Genomic DNA, 19,895 nt, shown 5'->3' on the forward strand with positions numbered 1-19,895 from the left:
CTGAACCGGCCACTTTAGTGGCCAACTGAACCCGGGACCGCGTTAGCGGTCCCGCTTGCCGCTTTGAGCGGCTCACACTCAACGGGCCGCGTCAGCGACCCGCCCGGCCGCTTTGAGCGGCCAACACTATAAAGCCCCCGGCTCTGCCGGGGGATATTTACTCGTATTGCATTGACGACGGTCTTTCCGTCAAAGTCATCTGAGCAAGCTGCGTGCCACATAAAAAACTCGCCTGTTTTCAAATACTTATATGAGAATATACGTTGCACACTATACAATCTGTAAAGGTTAGCTTACACATTACTGCCAACGCGGCCGTGATTTCATTTCATATTATATATCCAATCGCTTACGTGCGAGCGCGTGTTAAAAAAAATATATAATAGCATTTTTTAGACTGCTGGAGCACGGCAATAGGGGGCCTGCGGCTCAGGTACGGCATCCCATGCGGCCCGTTCGGCATGAACGTGTAAAGCCTGCCTTACACGAACGGCGGTTGTGAGACTAGTTGCTGATGGTGGTGTGTTCCCGCCATATTTTCGCACACGTCGGTAATGGTTACCAAAGATTACGAAGGGCACCCTTCATATGCATTGATATCACTTTGCAACGGCAGTTGTGCCCGTAACGAGAGGCTTGCTACAGGGGGATGAGCAGCACAACAGACTGCGAACGAAAACGCTCAAGGCCGCCGGTTGTAGGCGGATATTCGAAGAGGCCGCCTCGGGCGGGCGCTGGGACCGGCCAGAACTGCATCGCCTGCTCGACCAACTGAGAGAAGGCGACACCGTTGTCGTCTGGAAGCTCGACCGCCTGTCACGGACACCGAAGGACGTGCTCTACATCATGGAGCGTGTCGTCAACGCGGGCGCAGGCTTCCGCTCGATCACCGAGAACATCGATACGACCACTCCGGCCAGACGAATGATGATGCAGATGGTCGGAGCCTTCGCCCAGTTCGAGCATGCGATGATCCGCGAACGCACCTCGGCTGGTCTCGCCGCCGCCAGGGCGGAAGGACGCATCGGGCGGCCGGGTGGGCGGCGCCCAGCGCGTCCAGCCGCGCGCGCCGCTCGGCAACGTCGGCGGGCCGTGGCCGCGACAGCAGCAAGGTCCGCAGGGCAGCGATTTCGGTGTCGCTCATCGTTTCACTCCCACTGGATATCAAATGCAGACCCTGCCTGGTATTGCGCGGAGAACCTGCCGGATGGATCGTCTCGAACGGGCCCGCCGTCGCGGTTGCGCCGATCGGCGCCTGGTCCATGGCATCGACATGGCCTGCGCAGGAAAATCCTCGGATGGCACGCGATATGCCACGGTCGATGGCGCCCGGCACCCATATGCTCTCGTAACGGACGTGTGATGCCGGCCCGTCCGCGCCGGGCGAGAATGTCATACCGTTCGGACCGAGACTTCGCCTACAACCACCGCGCGTTTTTGAAGATGGGGAAACATCCATGGCCCAGACTGACGCTGCTGCGCCATATCCCGGCCGGCCGTTTGCCGATCGGGCGGCGCAGGTTGCCGCGACGGCTCCATTCGCCTGGCTTGCCGCCGGGGCGCGCGATTTCCGCGCCGCCTTCGGCACCAGCCTCGGCTACGGCATGATCTTCGTGCTGGCGGGCATCGTGCTGACCGTCGCACTGCTGATCGCCAACTTGGTGTATCTGTTCGTGCCTCTGGCCACCGGCTTCATGCTCATCGGCCCGGCCGCCACGCTCGGACTCTACGCCATCAGCCGCGACCTGGAGACCGGCCGCCAGCCCAGCCTGCGCCACGCCCTCCAGGCGTTCCGCGCCAATCCGGGCCCGATGCTCTATGTCGGCGCGGCGCTGCTCGGCATCTTCATGGTGTGGTTGCGGATGGCGCAACTGACCTACGCCCTGGCGTTCCAGGACACGATCGGCCTGGACGCGCACTCGCTGCTCTATACGACGCTGTTCACCGGTGAGGGCCGGGCCTTCCTGGCGATCACCATGGTCATGGGCGGCGTCATGGCCGCCCTGGTGTTCGCCGGCACCGCGTTCGCGCTGCCGATGCTGCTCGACCGCCCGGTGGGCATGGCCGAGGCCGTGGCCACCAGCTGGACAGCGGTGGGCGCGAACCTGCCGGCCATGGTGGTCTGGGCGGCCCTGCTGGTTGCGCTGACCGTGCTCGGCATGGCAGTGGGCCTTGTGGGGCTTGCGGTGACGCTGCCTCTGGCCGGACACGCCACCTGGCACGCCTACCGGGCCGTCATCCGGCTGTAGGCCAGCCCAGGGACGCGCGGCGCCGCCGGAGCGCCCGGTTCCGGCGACGCCGCACGGCCGCGAGCCGCATCATGCGAAACCTGCGCAGATCCGCTGCGCGAGGTAACCGGCGGGCGCGCGATCGCCCGACAGCCGCCGCCTGGCATGGCTCCGTCGCCGGCCGGACCTTGACCGCTGGATCGGGCTGCCGCCTGTGCCGCGGGCGTTGCCCACACCGAATCCTCCCGTGCCAGAATTCGAACAATAAACGGCCACGCTGTCCGGCGATGCAGAAGCATGCCGGATGAAATCATCGACCGTGGTATGGCCAGCATGGTTCAAACGGAGGCCCGCCGAACGTGGCAGGTTGTCGGCTGGATCGTATCCGCCGATGATCCCGGGCATCCCGGCAAGTTCGTCGCCCGTCTGCTCTGCGGCCGTCCGTCACCCTATGTGCTGCTCGGCGACACGCTGACGGAGTTGCGCGCGCAACTGCCCGCCGGCCTCAGCCGGCAGCCCGTGGAGCCGGAAGGCGCGGTCGAGCTCTGGTACGCGCTGTAGCGGGCTGCCGTGAACGGCGTGAAGCGAGGCCGCCGCCCTGTCGTCACGCCGGGCATACCGGGGCATGGCCTCGGCCAACGGTGTGCCGCTCAGATCTCCTCCACCGCCTGCGCCGCGCCATCGATCGCGGCGGCAATGGCGCGGATCTCCATCTCGGTGGCCGCCCCCCCCTGCAGCCGCAGGCGCACCGCCACGGCGAGGTTCTCCATCGCCCGCATGACCTGGGGCGGCGGGCCGCTGCGGGCCGCGGCGCCGCTGTCGAGGCGGGCGAAAATCGCCTCGATCGCGGCCTGGCTGGCGGCCAGCATGGCCTGGCCCGCCGCGGTCAGGCTGTAGAGCTTGCGGCCGCCGCGGTCCTCGTTGACCGTCGCCTGGCCGAGTTCCTCCAGCAAGGTCAGCGTCGGGTAGATGACGCCGGGGCTGGGGCTGTAGCCGCCGCCGACACGCTCCTCCAGCGCCTTGATGATCTCGTAGCCGTGGCTCGGGTGATCCGCAAGCAGGTGCAAGATGATCAGGCGGAGGTCGCCGTTGTCGAACATCCGCCCGCGGCCGCGGCCGCGGCCCAGGCCTAGGCCAAGGCCGCGCCCGCGCCCCCGGCCACCCGGGCAATCCCAGCCGCACGGGGCTTCCGGGCGCTCTGGACTGTCTTGTCCCGACATTGACGTGCTCCTGTGTCCTGCTTCAGCCGGGTTCGGGCTGCAGCAGCCAGATTAGGGTGTTCCTGACGGCCGGCAAGCCGGAGCGGCAGGCACCGCTCCGGCCAGATGTGGTCGATTGCGGCCGGCGGCCGGGTCAGCCTTTGTTGCTAGTTTCCATCGGCGCGTAGGCGATGCACCAACCCTCGGGGATGACTTTGCCGGCGACGATCTTGCAGGTGTCGGGCGGCTCGAAGTTGACGCAGGTGGCGCACTTGTTGCCGTCCTTCGGCGTCCGCTGGTACTGCACCATCTCGGGGGCGATCTTCTCCTGCGCCCGGGCGCCGGCCGCGGCGAGGCCGCCCGCCACCGCCAGCCCGGCGCACAGGACCTGCCGGCGCGATGCCGCGCTGCCCGCCGGAGGATGGTGCGTGGTGTCGTCTGTCATGGATTGTCTCCTTGTGAAGTAACACGTGCTCCAGAGATTGCCGCCTTGTGCCGGCGGCGGTTCCGGCCGTGCCGGAAGGCCATGCGCGGACCGGGCCCGCGGTAGCCACCCGGTGCGGCCAGCAGGGCGTCGACCACAGCGCGGCTGGACACCAGCGCCGCGGCGCCTGCATCAACGATTGTATAGACGGTCTGCCCAGCCGGCTGCGGGCGGCGGGCAATCAGGCCCATGTCGGCCAGCAGACCAAGGCTGGCGCTGACCGCCGCCGCATCCGCCGCCGCGCCGTAAAGCCCCCGAGCCGCCAGCGCCCGCTGCACGCCGCGTTCGTCGCCCGGCTGTTCCGCCAGCACGGCCAGAATGACGAGCCGCAGATCGGCGCCGCAGGACAACCGCCCGGTCTGCCGGTGGGATCGGAGGCCGGGACCGACGGGACCGGCAACGGCGGCCCGGCAATGCCGGGGGCGATAGGAACGTATGAGCGGCATGGCCGCGTCTCCCGTCAGATGATTGCGTGACCGTCGGCAGAGGACCTTCGGCCCGTCCAGGCATGCCAGCCTGAGGCGGTGGTCGGAGGGGCGAGGGCGGGTACGCTGGAGAGAGTTGCGAGGGGCGCCCCGGAGGTCCGCCCCTCCGACCGTGGGCAAACGATAGAACTCGATATATCTTGTTGCAAGCCCAATTTTACCGTCGGGGCGCAGAAAGTGCCCGCATCCGATGTGCGGCGAGGCTGTCGCGTGCAGCCGGGGCGCCGGCGCGGCGGACGAAGTAAAATGATGCCACTGTCTTCTGGCCGCCGGGCCTCGGAGCCTGAAAATCAATCGACTCCTGGCCGGCGCCGAAGCTGCGGCAGCATACCGCGGGATGGTTGGGACTCCGCTTGCAGGAATACAGCGGCATCGCTTTCTCCAGGCTGCCTGGGTTGCGGCCGGAGTTCCCGTCCGGACCATATGATGATGCGGCCGGGGGCGTGCGTCCTTGTCACGGCCGGTGCCTGCGGCGGCCGACGATAGTCCACCACAGAGACACAGAGATCAGAACCGCCGCGCGGCCGACGCCTTCGTTGCAACCTCTGTGGCTCTGTGTCTCTGTGGTGGACCAAGCGGATTTTCCGCCAGTACGACATCGCCGATCGGCCGCTGACGCCGCAGCCAGTTATTGCCTGGGCGCAACTTTGCCGCCAGGCGGCGGCACCCGTGTCTCCATCGGCTGTCGCTGCCGATCCGGCACGTTCGTCTCAACCGACCTGCGACTTGCTATAATCTTCTGTGAAACATGGCGTCAATTCATAGAATCGTCCAGAAAGCCTATTGATTTTCAGGCTCTCAGGCGAGGATTCTGCACGGCCAGCGCAAGCCAGCCAGGCCATAGTATAAATCGGTGGCGCAAGAAACGAAAATGGGGCCGTTGCGGCCGCCTCGCCCATGGCCTGCAAGCCACCGGGATCGAGGCGAACCCACTGCGACCGAAGGTCGCCTGAATTCCTGCTCTGCGCGCTCTGCGCTCCGCTTTGCGAACTCTGCGTTGAAAAATGCGGTGCTGCAACAAAGATAGGCGTTGCCGCTGAATCGCCCAACCCGAAACGCCGGTGGCGCTACAACCACCGCGATTCGACGCAGAGTTCGCCGAGCGGAGCGCAGAGCGCGCAGAGCAGAATTTGTTGCGGCCTACGATCGCGGTATGCCGCCGGCCCCCGCGCTACCAGCGCAGCGTCCGCCCATCATGGTTCAGATATTGCAGCCCTGGCTTCCCGGCCTGGGCAATGATCGTATCAACCACCCCACGCATGCTGGTCTCGACGTCCAGGGGCGCCTCCGGCCCGCCCATGTCGGTCCTCACCCAGCCCGGCGCGATGAGCAGGAGACTGCGCGGATCGCCCGCGTGCCGCGCCGCGAAGCTGCGCATCATGGTATTCAGCGCCGCCTTGCTGGCGCGGTAAACCTCCCATCCGCCCTCCTCGTTGTCGGCGACGCTGCCCAGGCCGGAGGACATCACGCCGATGGTTCCGCTCGCCGGCACCAGCGCCTGGAGCGCCTCCACCACGCGCATCGGGCTGAGCGCGTTGGTCACCATCACCTGGGTGAACGTCTCCGCGCCGATGGTGCCGATGGTCCCGGCCAGATCGCCGGCAATCCCGGCGTTGACGAACAGCAGGTCGAACCGGCGGCCGTTGAGCCGCCGGCGCAGCGCGGCGACCTGGTCCGGCTCGTTGATGTCCACCGTCTCCACCGCCAGCTTGCCGCGCGACCGGTCCGCCAATGCGAACAGCTCCCGGCGCGCCGCGTTCCGCACCGTGCCGACGACATGCCAGCCGCGCGTCAGCAACTCCCGCGCCATGCCAAGCCCGAGCCCGCGTGAGGCGCCGATGATCAAAGCAGTCCTGGTCGAGGCAGGCGGCATGCGACTTCCTTCCCAAAAGTGACGGATCAGAACATGGCCCGCTCGTCCGGTGCCGGAAGAGCGGCGCATCGGTCGCGAAAGCCCGTGCCAAGGCCGGACTTTGCGCTATAAGCGCCGCAACCAGACCAACAGGCCAGACCAACAGGATAGTCCAATGCCAAAGCCCCGTGGACGTCACTTCTTTGCCAATCCGGGTCCGACCAACATCCCCGACAGCGTGCTGCGGGCGATGGACCGTCCCAGCGTCGACTTCAACGACCCCGATTTCGTCGCCGTCTACGAGGCCGCCTATGCCGGGCTGAAGCGCGTGCTGCGCACCGGGCAGCACCTGTTCATGTACAACGCCTCGGGCCACGGCGCCTGGGAGGCCAGCCTGACCAACCTGCTGTCGCCGGGCGATACGATCCTGGTGCTGGAGTCCGGCTACTTCTCCGACGAATGGGCCAACATGGCGCGTAGCCACGGGCTGGAGGTGCAGGTCGTCGCGGCCGACTGGCGCCGCGGCGTCGACATCGCCGACGTCCGCCGGCACCTGGCCGCCGACGCCGCGCACGCCATCAAGGCGGTCTGCGCCGTCCACAATGAGACCTCGACCGGCCTGATGCTGCCGCTGCCCGCCATCCGCGCGGCGCTGGACGAGGCCGGGCATCCGGCGCTGTTCCTGGTGGACACGATCTCCTCGCTCGGGTCGCTGGAGTTCCGCATGGACGAGTGGGGCATCGACTGCGTCGTCGGCGGCAGCCAGAAGGGCCTCATGCTGCCCACCGGCATGAGCTTCACCGGGGTCTCCGCCAAGGCGTTCGCCGCGCATGCCAGCGCGAGGCTGCACCGCTTCTATTTCGACTGGACCATGATGGCGGAGCGCAGCACCAAAAGCTTCATCGGCACCATTCCGGTCCACATCTTCTACGGCCTGCGCGAATCGATCCGCCTGCTAGAGGAAGAGGGGCTGGACAACGTCGTCGCCCGCCACAGCCGCCTGGCCGAGGCGACCCGCCGCGCGGCGCGGGCCTGGGCGGCCAATGACGGCCCGCGCCTGTTCTGCCTCTCGCCCGACCGCTGCTCGGAGTCCGTCACCACGGTGCTGATGCCGGAGGGCTGTGACGGCGACTCGCTGCGCCGCACCGTGCGGGAACGGTTCAATGTCTCGCTCGGCGGCGGCCTCAGCCGGCTGAGCAACCGGGTCATCCGCATCGGCCATCTGGGTGACCTGAACGAGCCGATGCTGCTGGGCGCCCTGGCCGCGGTGGAAATGGGTCTGCGCATCGAGGGCGTGCCGCACGGCCGCGGCGGGGTGGAGGCGGCGATGGCGTACCTGGCGGCATAACGGCTGACGGAGAGGCAACGGACCCGACCCGGTCTCCCTATGTTCGCGCTTATACGGCCTGTCCGGCGTGCCGCCTGTGCGCCCTGTTTACGTCTATGTGGCTGGCGCCCTGAGCGCCGTCAGCAGGGCAGGGCGGCGAACCGGCGGCTCGGGCTGACGAACTCGTCCTGCGCCGCCACCGTCAGGATCTCCCGCGATCCCGCCTCCGCCGTGCGGCGCAGCAGGCCGTAGACCGACGAGCCGGCCGCCTCCAGCGCGGCGACGGCGCTGCCGGTGGTCAGCCGGTGGAACAGGAACAGCGCCGCGACCGCATCGCCGGCGCCGTTGATCGCCAGGTCCAGGCGCGGCGTGCGCAGCAGGTGGAAGTGGCCGGCCTCGAAGGTCAGCATGTCGATGCAGTCGCCGGGCGTCTCGTCCGTCTCCAGGCTGGTCAGCAGCACGCACGCCGGCCCGTCCATCCGCAGCATGGATCGCAGCCGCAGCACCGCCTGCCTGGCGCCGTGCAGCGTGTGGCAATCCAGGCCGGTCAGCCGCTCGATCTCGAACCGGTTCGGCGTGGCGATGTCCGCCGCCGGCAGCGCCTGGTCGCGCAGGAAGTCCTCGATGCCCGGGCGGACATAGACGCCGGTGTCGACGTCGCCGATGACCGGGTCGCAGCAGTACGTCGCCGCCGGATTTGCCCGCCGGACGCTGCCGATGGCGTGCAGGATGGCATCGCCGATGTCGGCGCCGCCGACATAGCCCGACAGCACCGCGTCGCACCGCGTGAAGGCGTCCCGCGCCGCGATGCCGTCCACCAGGCGCCGCACCGATTGCCCGCTGTAGACGTCGCCGGTCCAGTCGCCGTAGCCGGTGTGGTTGGAGAACTGCACCGTGTTCACCGCCCAGACCTCGGCGCCCAGGCGCTGCAGCGGGAACACCGCGCTGGCATTGCCGACATGGCCGTAGGAGACCCAGGACTGGATCGACAGAATGTGCAGCATCGGTTCCATCTCCGCCTGGAATTTGTTCGCAGATGCAATTTACGATAGCCTGACCGGACTCCGGCTCAGGTCCGGGGACGTCCAATCAGGGTACACCGCCGCATGTCAACGCCTCTGCTGTTCCAGCCGATAAGCTTTCGCTCGGTCACCGCGCGCAACCGCATCGTCCTCGCGCCGATGTGCCAGTTCAGCGCCCATGACGGCCTCGGGAACGACTGGCACGTCCAGCACCTGGGCGCCCGCGCCGCCGGCGGGGCCGGCATCGTCATGACCGAGGCCACCGCCGTCTCCGCCGTCGGCCGCATCACGCCGCACTGCATGGGCCTCTACACGCAGGCGCACCAGGCGCAGCTGGCGCGCCTGGCGGCGGTGATCAGCCACGCCGGCGCGGTTCCCGCGATCCAGTTGGCCCATGCCGGCCGCAAGGCCTCGGCGAAGGTGCCGTGGGAGGGCGGCGCGCCGATTCCCGTGGAGGACGGCGGCTGGGTCCCGCTGGCGCCCAGCAATCTGCCGGCGGTGCCCGGCGCCACCGTCCCGCACGCCCTGACCGCCAGCGAAATCGGCGACGTCATCGGCCAGTTCGTCGCCACCGCACGCATGGCGCGCGACGCCGGCTTCCAGATCGCGGAGCTTCATGCCGCGCACGGCTATCTCGGCCATTCCTTCCTCTCCCCGGTGTCCAACCACCGCACCGACGCCTACGGCGGCGCGCTGGAAGGCCGGATGCGCTTCCTGATGGAACTGACGGAGGCGGTGCGCGGCGAGTGGCCGGCGGACCTGCCGTTGTGGGTACGGCTGTCCTGCACCGACTGGGTACCGGGCGGCCTGACCATCGAGGAGACGGTCGAGGTCTCCCGCCGGCTCGCCGCCACCGGCATGGTTGACCTGGTCGACTGCTCGTCCGGCGGCCTGGCGCCTAACCAGGCGATCCCCTCGCTGCACCCCGGCTACCAGGTCCCGTTCGCCGAGGCGGTGCGCCACCGCGCCGGCATCGCCACCGGCGCCGTCGGCCTGATCACCGAGCCCACCCACGCCGCCGAAATCGTCGCCAACGGGCGCGCCGACGTCGTGCTGCTGGGGCGGGCGCTGCTGGCCGATCCGGCCTGGCCGCTGCACGCGGCAAAGGCCCTGGGAGCGCCGCCGCCGCTGCCGCCGCAATACCTGCGCGCTGCGCTGTAGGACACGACCGGCCGGACCGCCTCGCGAGGCGGAGCCGGGCTGACGGCAGCGCGGGCGCACCATGGGCCGCATAGGCTCTGACTTAGGGCTCGTCCCGGAATAACCGATCCGCTACAGCAGACCGCAGGTTGGTTGAGACACGGCGACGGCGCACCTCACTCGTCATGGCCCGGCTTGTCCGGGCCACCTATTCCAGCACATGTGCCGCGACAGGTGGCCCGGACAAGCCGGGCCATGACGATGAAGACAGGCCGTCTGCGTCCCAACCGACCTGCGGTCTGCTGTAGAGCCGGCGCACCGGCCTCTCCGCGTCATGGTGGCGCAGGCCCACCATCCACGCCTGGCGGTGTCGAAGGCCGTGCAAAGGTGCGGATGGCCGGCCTGCGCCGGCCATGACGATGATGGCGCCCTGTCCCAACTGACCCGCGGTCTGCTGTAGCGCCCATGACCATGCGCCGGGGCGTTTCGGTTCCAGGGGAAAACGCTCTGGCGACGAAACGCGGCATTGCCCATACCACCGGCGGGTTGCACAGTATGGAACCCGCTGCCGGGAGTCGCCGGCTGCTCATCCGGCCTTGCGGAGTGACCGATGCCTGTTCGCCTGCGTCCCATTGCCTGCCTGTCCGTGCCGGCGCTGCTGCTGGGCCTGTCCGGTTGCGGCGGCGCCGGCCCCGATCAGTTCGCCCCGCCCTGTCCGTCCGCCCGGCTGATCCCGGAACTGTCGGACATGACGCGCTATGCCGGCAAAGGGCCGGCGCACGACCTGACCGACCTGATCGTCCAGGCCCACGTGATGGGGGTGAAAGGCAGTTGCTCGGCCGGCGACGACAAGTCGGTGCTGCCGGCGAAGGTCCAGGTCACCATCGCCGTGCAGCGCGGCCCGGCGATGCGCGGGCGTGAAGCCGACGTGCCGGTGTTCCTCGCCGTCACCGAGGGCGAAACCGTGCGCGACAAGCAGGTGTTCCCGGTGCATGTGGTTTTCCCGCCGAACGTGGACCGCCTGACGATGACGAGCCAGGACATCGACCTGGCCTTGCCGGTGTCCGCCAGGAAAACCGGCGCGGCCTACGGGATCATCGCCGGTTTCCAGCTCACGCCGGACGAGCTGGCCGCCAATCGCCGCGCCGCCGGGCAATGAAACAAGTTTAACCCGCTTACCGCGACTCAGGACGCCGAAACAGGATTAACCAGGGCGAGCGGCATTGCCGGTCGCGACGAAAGGACCGATATTAGCAGGTCATGACAGACACGCCACCGAAGGGCCGCCCGAACCAGGGGAGACGCCGAGGCATGAAAAGGGAAGAGTGGGAGATCCCGCCGAATCTGCAGCCCGATCCCGGCGACTACTCGTTCGACCTCGAGCGGGCGCTGAAGGCCGTCGTCAGCCTGAAGACCTACGTCCCGGTCGATGCCTTCACCGCCAACACGCTCGGCACCGAGCGGGCCGGCAGCGGCGTGATCATCAAGGAAACCGGCCTGATCGCCACCATCGGCTACCTGATCACCGAGGCGGAGACCATCTGGATCACCACCAACGACGGGCAGGCGGTGCCCGGGCATGCCCTGGCCTATGACCAGGACAGCGGCTTCGGCCTGGTGCAGGCGCTCGGCAAGCTCGATGCCCCCGCGCTGGAGCTGGGCGATTCGGATCGCCTGAAGGTCGGCGACCACGCGGTGCTGGCGGCCGGCGGCGGGCGCCACCATGCCATCGAAACCCGGATCGTCGGGCGGCAGGAATTCGCCGGCTACTGGGAATACGTGCTGGATGACGCCCTGTTCACCGCCCCGGCCCACCAGTTCTGGGGCGGCGGCGGCCTGATCGGCACCGACGGCCGGCTGATGGGCATCGCTTCCCTGATCCTGCAGCAAGGCGACGACAAGGGGCGGCGGCTGGACATGAACATGATCGTCCCCATCGGCCTGCTGGCGCCGATCCTGCCGGACCTGCTGAGCTATGGGCGGGTGAACCGTCCGGCGCGCCCCTGGCTGGGCATGTATGCCACCGAGTCGGACGAGGCGCTGATCGTCGGCGGCCTGGCCGACAATGGCCCGGCCGAGCAGGCCGGCATCCGCGCCGGCGACCAGATCCTGACGGTGAATGACGAGGAAGTTCCGGACCTGGCCGGCCTGTGGCGGCGCGTCTGGTCCTCGGGCAGCGCCGGCGCCGAGGTGCGGCTGCGCATCGAGCGGGACGGCTCGCCCAAGCGCATCGCGATCCGATCGGCCGATCGGGCGAGCTTCCTGAAATCGCCGAAACTGCATTAGGGTCGTTGCAGGAGGCGTGGCGGCGGCGCACGCTTCCCGGCGGCGCGCGTGGGCGGCGCCCGCCGCGGAGGAATTGAAAAGGGATGAACCTATGAGTGGACTGCGCGGCGCGATCGTCCCTGTCACCCCCTTCCAGCAGAACTGCGCCATCCTGTGGGACGACGCGAGCAAAGTCGGCGCCGTCATCGATCCCGGCGGCGACGTGGACCGCATCCTGGCGGCAATCGACCAGACCGGCGCGAAGGTCGAGAAGATCCTGCTGACCCACGGCCATCTCGACCACGCCGGCGGCGCGGCCGCACTGCGCGATGCGCTGCAGGCCCGCGCCGGCGCGCCGGTCCCGGTCGAGGGGCCGGACATCCGCGACAAGTTCCTGCTCGACGGGATCGCCGAGCAGGCCGCTGCCTTCGGCTTCGACGGCCGCAACGTCACGCCGGATCGCTGGATCGCGGAAGGCGACGAGGTTACAGTCGGCCCGCACCGCTTCGCGGTGCTGCACTGCCCGGGCCACACACCCGGCTCCCTGGTCTATGTCAACCAGGCGGCGCGGTTCGCCCTGGTGGGGGACGTGCTGTTCCAGGGCTCGATCGGGCGCACGGATTTTCCCTATGGCGACCACGCGGCGCTGATCAGTGCGATCAAGACGAAACTGCTGCCGCTGGGGGATGATTTCTCGTTCCTGTCCGGACATGGGCCGGGCTCGACCATCGGCGCGGAAAAGGCGGGCAACCCATTCCTGCGCTGACGGTTCCATCGCAGCTTTCGCTGTTCGACCTGCCAGGCTGGATATGGCGGGATCAGCCAGCCCTCTCCCCGTCATGTCCGGGTGTGTCCCATGCGCATCACGACACGACGGCAGCTGGAGAAGGATCTGGCGACGCGGCCGTTCTCTCCCCGTCATGGCCGGGCGTGTCCCGGCCATCCGCGCTTCGACGGCGGGGGGTGGATGGCCGGGACACGCCCGACCGTGACGATGGAGAGAAGCCCTTGCTCCGCCAGTTCGCCGATCCTGATACGCATGGCGACAGGCCCGGCGATGGCGAAATCCAGACGACCGTGCCCGCTTCGTCGTCCTGCCCCGACAGCCATCGGGTCCCGCCCGGTGATTTCCTCGAAGCCTTGCGGCATTTCACCTTCGACGGCGCGCCGACGGTGGAGGCGCAGGAGGCCGGCCTGCGCTACTTCGTCAATGAATTCTGGACCTCCGGCCAGCGGCGCGGCCACAGCCTGCACGAGATCAGCTATCGCGCCTGCTTCAAGTCGCAACTCCCCGCCTTCTTCATCGAGCGCCTGACCGCCCCGGGCGACCGCGTCTACGACCCGTTCTCCGGCCGCGGCACCACCGCGGTCGAGGCCGCCCTGCTGGGGCGGGCGCCGGCGGCGAACGACATCAATCCGCTCAGCGCGATGCTGTGCGCCCCGCGCCTGGAGCCCCCCACCGTCGCCGCCGTCGCCGATCGGCTGGCGGCGATCGACCTGTCGCGGGGCGTTACCGATCCGGCCGAGGCGGACCTGCTGGCGTTCTACCACCCCGAAACGCTGCGCCAGATCACCGCCCTGCGCGCCTGGCTGCTGCGCAAAGGCACCCGGGATCAGGTGGATGCCTGGATCCGCATGGTGGCGGTGAACCGGCTGACCGGGCACTCGGCCGGCTTCTTCTCGGTCTATACCATGCCGCCCAACCAGGCGGTGTCCGCGGTGTCGCAGCGCAAGATCAACCAGGCGCGGGGGCAGGTGCCGCCGCTGCGGGACGTCGCGGCGATCATCCTGAAGAAGACCCGCTCGCTGCTGGCCGACGGCCTGCCGCCGCCGCACCCGCCGGCGATCCTGCTGACCGGTCCGGCCAGGCGCACCCCCGCCCTGGCGACGGGGTCGGTGGACCTGATTGTGACCTCGCCGCCGTTCCTGGACGTCGTCGACTACGAGGGCGACAACTGGCTGCGCTGCTGGTTCGCCGGCATCGACCCGAAGGACGTGCGGATCGACAGGCACCGCGACATCGCCGCCTGGGAGGCCTTCGTCCGCCGCAGCTTCCAGGAGTTCGCCCGCGTCGTGCGTCCCGGCGGTTTCGTCGCCTTCGAAGTCGGCGAGGTCCGCGGCGGCCGCATCCTGCTGGAGCGCCATGTCGCCACGGCGATCGAGGGGCTGCCGTTCGACGTGCTGGGGGTGATGGTGAACCAGCAGGAATTCACCAAGACCGCCAACTGCTGGGGCGTGAACAACAACCGCGGCGGCACCAACACCAACCGCATCGTTCTGGCGGTGCGGCGGTAATAGAGCCGCCCTTCGATGGAATCCGGGTATGCTGGGCGTCCGGAACTCCGACCGGCCGAGGCACAGGGCGGGCGCTTGCGGGAGGGGGCGAAATGCTGCGCCACACTCAGAACCCCTGTTGCCGCAGGGCCTGAACGCGTCAGGATCGACGAGAGTCCCGACGCGGACCGCTGGCGCCGGGCTATCCATCATGGCTTGAAAATCAAGAGATGCCATCGAGGCTTCTTCGCCTGGACAAACGTGGCATCCCGGTTTGATAGTCCGCCGCACGCATCGCCAGGTGGGAGAAGCGGCGATGGACGTTGGGGCGTGGCTGAGGAGCCTGGGGCTTGGGCAATACGAGGCAGCATTCCATGGGAATGCCGTCGATGCCGAGATGTTGCCCGGGCTGACCAGCGATGACCTCAAGGAGATGGGCGTCGTCGCGATCGGCCATCGCCGACGCCTGTTGGACGCGATCGCCACGCTGCCTCCCAAGGCCGTGCCGGCTGGGGCGTCCGTGCAGGTTTCATTCTCGCCTGCTCCAGCCGAGCCGGGCAAGCCGCCGAGCAGGCCTGAAACCACCGCCGAACGCCGCCCACTCAGCGTGATGCTCTGTGACCTCATCGGCTCAACCGCGCTCTCCGCCCGGCTGGATCCCGAGGACCTGCGCGAGGTCATCCGCGGCTACCAGGCCCGCGTCGTCAGCGCCATCCGGCCGTTCAACGGCTTCATCGCCCGCTATGTCGGCGATGGCGTGCTGATCTATTTCGGCTGGCCGGAAGCCCATGAGACCGATGCCGAACGCGCCGTGCGCGCCGGCCTTGCCGTGGCCGCCGCGGTCAGTGAGGCACCCGTGGCTGGTCAGACATTGCAGGTGCGCATCGGCATCGCAACGGGGCTGGTGGTGGTCGGTGAGCCAATCGGCTCGGGGGATTCGCGCCAGCAGACGGCGGTGGGGGAAACACCCAATCTGGCAGCCCGGTTGCAGAGCCTGGCCGAGCCGGGTCAGGCGGTGATCGACGCAGCGACCCACCGGCAGATTGGCCGCCTGTTCGACTGCCGGCACCTCGGCATGACCGAGCTGAGGGGGCTGCCAGAGCCGGTGCCGGCCTGGCAGGTGATCGCTGAGAATCATGCACTTGGCCAGTTCGAGGCGCTGCGCTCGGGTCTGACGCCGCTTGTCGGGCGCGATGAAGAACTGGAGTTGCTGCTGCGCCGCTGGAGCCAGGCAAAAGCCGGCAGTGGCCGGGTAGTGCTGGTCTCGGCCGAACCAGGGGTGGGCAAGTCGCGCCTCGCCGAGGCGCTGGCCGAGCGAATCGCCGCCGAGCCGCACATCCGGATGCGCTGGTTCTGTTCGCCGCATCACCAGGACAGCGCGCTGTATCCAATCATCGCGCAGATGGAGCGGGCTGCGGGGTTCGCGCATGGGGATGATCCCGCAACCCGGCTTGCCAAGCTGCAAGCGTTGCTGGCGGCCGCCGAGCCGCCGCCGGAAGACGTGGCGCTGATCGCGGATTTGCACGGACTGCCCACGGATGATCTGGCGTCGCTGCCCGATCTGACGCCGCAGCGGAAAAAGGAGAAGACGTTCGGGGCGCTGCTGCGACAAGTTGAGGCTCTGGCGCGGCAGCGTCTGGTGCTGATGGTGTTCGATGACATCCAGTGGATCGACTCGAGTTCGCGAGACTTGCTGGATCGGCTGATCGAGCGGGTGATGGACTGGCCAGTGCTGCTGCTGGTCCTGTTCCGCCCAGAGTTCCAGCCGCCCTGGGTTGGACAGCCGCAGGTGGCGATGCTGAACCTGGCCCGGCTCGACCGGCGGGACGCGGCAGCGATGGTCACCAGCGTTGCCGGAGATGCCGCGTTGCCGCCGGAGATTGTGGCGGAGATTGCTGAGCGCACAGACGGCGTGCCGCTGTTTGTCGAGGAACTGACCAAGGCGGTATTGGAAGCCGGCACCCAGGCGTCCGCGGCTCTGTTGGCCATACCGCATCCGGCTCTGTCTGTGCCGCCGACCTTGCATGCCTCGTTGATGGCGCGGTTGGATCGTCTGGGACCAGCCGCCAGGGAGGTGGCGCAGGCGGGCGCCGTGATCGGTCGCGAGTTCGGCTATGCGCTGCTGGCATCCGTCACCGATCTGCCGGAGCCGCAGGTGCGGGAGGCGTTGGAGCGGCTGATCAATGCCGGTCTGGTGTTCGCCCGCGGCGCACCGCCGGAGGCCAGCTACCTGTTCAAGCATGCCCTGGTGCAGGACGCGGCCTACGGCAGTTTGCTGCGTGGCAGACGGCAGGGTCTGCATCGGCGCATCGTCGCGATCATGGAAGAGCGCTTTCCTGAGATCGTGGGAGTGCAACCCGTGCTCTTGGCTTGGCATTGCGGCGAAGGAGGCCTCAGCGAACAAGCGGTCGGATATTGGCTAAAGGGGGGTCAACAGGCGCTGGCGGCCGGAGCGATGACCGAAGCGGTCGCCCAATTGCGGAAGGGACTGGATGTGCTGGCCGGTCTGCCGGACGGTCGGTGGCGCCAGCAACAGGAACTCGATCTACGAATCGCGCTCGGACCGGCACTGACCGGCACGAAAGGCGCCTCGGCGCCGGACGTAAACGAGACCCTCGGCAGGGCACGCGCGCTGGCCGAGCAGCTCAATCGGCCGGAGTATCTGATGTCTTTGATCGCAGGCCAATCTTCATTTCATCTCGTGCGAGGCGAGCATAGGCTGGCGCTTACGCTGGGCAAACAACTCGAACAAATAGGCGCGATGCGGAACGACGCCGAGGTGCAGTTACTTGGGTATGCTAGGCAAGGGGTTGGCCACTTCTGGCTTGGCGAGTTGGTGGCGGCCCGCGCCCTCTTGGAGCAAGTTCTTGCCGATCCAACGTATAGTGTCATCAGAGGGCCGGCCTTTGATCCCTTCGTCGGGCCGCGCACATGGCTTGCGAGTGCTCTGATATGGCTTGCCACTACCCTGGCGTGCCTAGGTTACATCGATCAGGCACGGTTGCGAATGGACGAAGCCCTGTCAGAGGCTCGCCGACACGTCCATACCCTGGCCAACGGTCTCTGTTACGCATCCTGGCTCGATTGGCTCACCTCTTCGCCTATGGTGCACGTGGAGGAACTGCTGACTCTAACAACAAAGCACCATTTCTCGTTTTATTTTGGGTTAGGACTGGCTTTCCGCGGACAATCTTTGACCACGTGCGGGCAAGTTCAGGAAGGCCTTGCCTTGCTCAATCAAAGCTTGGCGGAATTGCGTGCCGCCGAAGCAGTTATCAGTACGCCGTTGCTGTTCACGTGGCTCGCCCAGGCCCACGCCATGCTCGGGCAGTCTCCTGAACAGCTACACTGCCTCGCCGAAGCTATGCGAATCATCGAAACCACTGATGAACGGGTCTTTGAAGCCGAGTTGCATCGGGTACCAGGCGACCTGCTGAAGGCCGCCGGGGATCAGTCCGGGGCTGAGCGGCATTACCGTCAGGCCATCGCCATTGCCGAGCGGCAGAGTGCGAAGCTACTCCAGTTACGGGCGGCAACCAGCCTCGCCCGGCTCTGGCGCGACCAGGGCAAACGCGGAGAGGCCCATGATCTGCTCGCGCCGCTGTATGGCTGGTTCACCGAAGGTTTCAACGCGCCGGTGCTGAAGGAGGCCAGAGCATTGCTGGATGAGCTGGCGTAAGCAATTCTCGGCACAGCATGCCAACGGCTTAACGTGGGATTCAGCCTCCTCCCGCAAACGACCCCCAGGCGGGTGGCGCCGGGTCCGCGGGACAGCAACCGGGGCCTGCCGTGCCCGGTGTCGAACGGACCGATGATGTCAACCTTCGATCTTGCCGCCATCCTGCTGCTGCTCGCCGCGGTCATCGGCGTCGTCAACGAGCGCACGCTCGCCCTGCCGCGTCCCGTCGCGCTGCTGCTGGGCTCGCTGCTGGTGTCGTCGCTCATCATCGGCGCCGATACGCTGTTCGGCCATGGCGCGGTGCGCGCGAGCCTGCGCGACCGCATCGTCCAGGCGCAACTGCCCCACGTCCTGCTCGACGGCTTCCTGGCGTTGCTGCTGTTCGCCGGCAGCCTGCACGTCGACCTGCGCCGCCTGCGGCAACGGGCCTGGACCATCCTGGTGCTGGCAACCGTCGGCGTCGTGCTGGCCGCGCTGCTGTTTGCCTTCGGCCTGTGGGCTCTGCTGTGGCTGGTCGGCGAGCCGATCCCGCTGGGATGGTGCTTCGTCCTTGGCGCCATCCTGGCGCCGACCGACGCCGTCGCGGTGGAGGGACTGCTGGCCCACATCCGGCTGCCGCGGACCTTGCGGGCCATCATTGCCGGCGAAAGCCTGTTCAACGATGGCGCCGCGGTCGTCCTGTTCACCACCGCCCTGCTGCTGGTGGGCGGACGGCGGGATGTCATCGGCCACGGGCGCCTCGCCGAGGCCATCCTGGTCGAGGGCCTGGGTGGCGCGGCCGTGGGCGCAGCGGCGGGGTACCTGACCTGGTGGGTCGTCCGGGTCAGCAAGGACAGCAGCCTGGCGCTGACGATTTCCCTGGCCCTCGCGCTCAGCACCTACCGGGCGGCCGCGGCACTGGGGGTGTCGGGGCCGATCGCGGTGGTGACCGCCGGGCTGGTGCTGGCCTGGGCACTGGGCCGGGTAGCGGAGCACGACCGCTGGCGGACCAGCCTGCTGGCCTTCTGGTCGATGGTCGACGACCTGCTGAACACGCTGCTGTACATGCTCATCGGCTTCGTCATGCTGGCGATCGATCTGAGCTGGCAGGCGCTGCTGGCGATCCTGCTGGCCGTGCCGCTGGCGCTGCTCGCGCGGCTGGCCAGCGTCGGCGGCCCGATGCTGCTGCTGGACCTGAAGGTGCGCCGGACGGCACGAGCGGTCGGCGTCCTCACCTGGGCGGGGTTGCGCGGCGGGGTTTCGATCGCGCTGGCGCTGATCCTGCCGGAGACGCCCTGGCGCGGCCTGCTGCTGGCGATCTGCTTCGGCGTCGTGATCTTCACCGTGGTCGCGCAGGGGCTGCTGTTGCCGCGGGTCGTCATTGCGCTGTACGGAGCGCCGCAACCCGCGCCGCCGGCGCCGGCAACGGCCGAATAGCATCGTTCGCAGAAAATGCGGACCCTGTTGGGTGCGGCGGAACGCCCTGCCGTTTGTCCTGACCGTGGATGGTACCAGCGCCATCCGGAACGTCCGTGCCCGTTCGTCCTTGCGCAATCTTCAACACGAAGAAGGCGAAGGGCCACGAATGGGTGTGAACGAGCCGGGCGACGAAGCGACGCTAGCTGTCCGGTCCCGACAGGCCAGCATGGTCCGGTCATCGCGGTCCTTCGTTACAGATCCGGCCCTCACTATCCTGGCCATGAAGGCGCGGTGACCAACGCACAGCCATCGCGGCCACAGACCGTCCGAATCCCGTCTCTGCGTGCTCTGCGCCCCGCTCTGCGATCTTTGGTGCGCCCCGAAGGGTGCAATCACCTTGCGGGTGAAAGTCCCGCCCGGGCAATGGTCGGTTGGCCCGGTAGCTGGCAGGCGGTGCGGTTGGGCAATTGGCCGTATCGAAGCCCTGCGACAAAGGCCGCTTCTGGCGGTTGAGCGACTCGATGGGCCGTAACGTGAGTGAA

General features: G+C 67.9%; 15 protein-coding genes and 1 pseudogene. 11 read left to right on the top strand and 5 right to left on the bottom strand.

Features of this window, described 5'->3' with window-relative positions:
• Positions 1–618: 618 nt before the first annotated feature.
• The 3 genes and pseudogenes from CCS01_RS35335 to CCS01_RS18985 form a co-directional block, all read left to right on the top strand.
• Positions 619–1,011: pseudogene (locus CCS01_RS35335) on the top strand (recombinase family protein); the annotation flags it as partial.
• Between the two features lie 446 nt (positions 1,012–1,457).
• A complete protein-coding gene (locus CCS01_RS18980; protein ID WP_104520342.1) occupies positions 1,458–2,249 on the top strand; it encodes a DUF2189 domain-containing protein in 792 nt (263 codons plus the stop codon).
• A 276-nt stretch (positions 2,250–2,525) separates the two neighbouring features.
• Positions 2,526–2,789, top strand: coding sequence for a hypothetical protein (locus CCS01_RS18985; RefSeq protein ID WP_104520343.1), 264 nt, complete (start codon positions 2,526–2,528; stop codon positions 2,787–2,789).
• Between the two features lie 89 nt (positions 2,790–2,878).
• Here the strand turns inward: CCS01_RS18985 and CCS01_RS18990 are convergent, their stop codons facing one another.
• From CCS01_RS18990 to CCS01_RS19005, 4 genes are all read right to left on the bottom strand, one after another.
• The gene (locus CCS01_RS18990) at positions 2,879–3,328 is read right to left on the bottom strand and encodes a PadR family transcriptional regulator (RefSeq protein ID WP_239992251.1); all 450 of its coding nucleotides are present in this window, start codon (positions 3,326–3,328) and stop codon (positions 2,879–2,881) included.
• Between the two features lie 253 nt (positions 3,329–3,581).
• Positions 3,582–3,872, bottom strand: a complete 291-nt coding sequence (locus CCS01_RS18995) for a high-potential iron-sulfur protein (RefSeq protein WP_104520345.1) — start codon at positions 3,870–3,872, stop codon at positions 3,582–3,584.
• Positions 3,869–4,357: a hypothetical protein gene (locus CCS01_RS33830; protein WP_158258489.1), complete on the bottom strand. Its 489-nt coding sequence runs from the start codon at positions 4,355–4,357 to the stop codon at positions 3,869–3,871. The genes CCS01_RS18995 and CCS01_RS33830 overlap by 4 nt, the downstream gene beginning before the upstream one ends.
• A 1,210-nt stretch (positions 4,358–5,567) precedes the next feature.
• On the bottom strand, positions 5,568–6,269 hold the full coding sequence (locus CCS01_RS19005; protein WP_104520346.1) for an SDR family NAD(P)-dependent oxidoreductase: 702 nt from the start codon (positions 6,267–6,269) through the stop codon (positions 5,568–5,570).
• Between the two features lie 154 nt (positions 6,270–6,423).
• Between CCS01_RS19005 and CCS01_RS19010 the strand changes: the two genes are divergently transcribed.
• Positions 6,424–7,596: a pyridoxal-phosphate-dependent aminotransferase family protein gene (locus CCS01_RS19010; RefSeq protein ID WP_104520347.1), complete on the top strand. Its 1,173-nt coding sequence runs from the start codon at positions 6,424–6,426 to the stop codon at positions 7,594–7,596.
• A 119-nt stretch (positions 7,597–7,715) separates the two neighbouring features.
• Here CCS01_RS19010 and pdxY read toward each other — a convergent pair whose 3' ends face one another.
• Entirely contained in the window at positions 7,716–8,579 is an 864-nt protein-coding gene (gene pdxY, locus CCS01_RS19015; RefSeq protein ID WP_408887495.1) for a pyridoxal kinase PdxY, read from the bottom strand.
• Positions 8,580–8,681: 102 nt separating this feature from the next.
• On the opposite strand from pdxY, the gene CCS01_RS19020 reads away from it, so the two are divergent.
• The 7 genes from CCS01_RS19020 to CCS01_RS19050 all read left to right on the top strand — a co-directional run bounded on the left by CCS01_RS19020 (position 8,682) and on the right by CCS01_RS19050 (position 19,371).
• Complete coding sequence (locus CCS01_RS19020) at positions 8,682–9,758, top strand: NADH:flavin oxidoreductase/NADH oxidase (protein WP_104520348.1); 1,077 nt, start codon at positions 8,682–8,684, stop codon at positions 9,756–9,758.
• Between the two features lie 589 nt (positions 9,759–10,347).
• Complete coding sequence (locus tag CCS01_RS19025) at positions 10,348–10,896, top strand: hypothetical protein (protein WP_104520349.1); 549 nt, start codon at positions 10,348–10,350, stop codon at positions 10,894–10,896.
• Between the two features lie 152 nt (positions 10,897–11,048).
• Positions 11,049–12,023: a S1C family serine protease gene (locus tag CCS01_RS19030; protein ID WP_204848353.1), complete on the top strand. Its 975-nt coding sequence runs from the start codon at positions 11,049–11,051 to the stop codon at positions 12,021–12,023.
• Positions 12,024–12,114: 91 nt separating this feature from the next.
• Entirely contained in the window at positions 12,115–12,768 is a 654-nt protein-coding gene (locus CCS01_RS19035) for an MBL fold metallo-hydrolase (protein WP_104520351.1), read from the top strand.
• 242 nt (positions 12,769–13,010) lie between these two features.
• Complete coding sequence (locus CCS01_RS19040) at positions 13,011–14,297, top strand: DNA methyltransferase (RefSeq protein WP_239992252.1); 1,287 nt, start codon at positions 13,011–13,013, stop codon at positions 14,295–14,297.
• Between the two features lie 295 nt (positions 14,298–14,592).
• Entirely contained in the window at positions 14,593–17,955 is a 3,363-nt protein-coding gene (locus tag CCS01_RS19045) for an AAA family ATPase (protein ID WP_104520352.1), read from the top strand.
• Positions 17,956–18,087: 132 nt separating this feature from the next.
• On the top strand, positions 18,088–19,371 hold the full coding sequence (locus tag CCS01_RS19050) for a cation:proton antiporter (RefSeq protein WP_104520353.1): 1,284 nt from the start codon (positions 18,088–18,090) through the stop codon (positions 19,369–19,371).
• The last annotated feature ends 524 nt before the right edge of the window (positions 19,372–19,895 follow it).

Origin of the sequence: Rhodopila globiformis (genome assembly GCF_002937115.1) — a bacterium.
Taxonomy (GTDB): domain Bacteria; phylum Pseudomonadota; class Alphaproteobacteria; order Acetobacterales; family Acetobacteraceae; genus Rhodopila; species Rhodopila globiformis.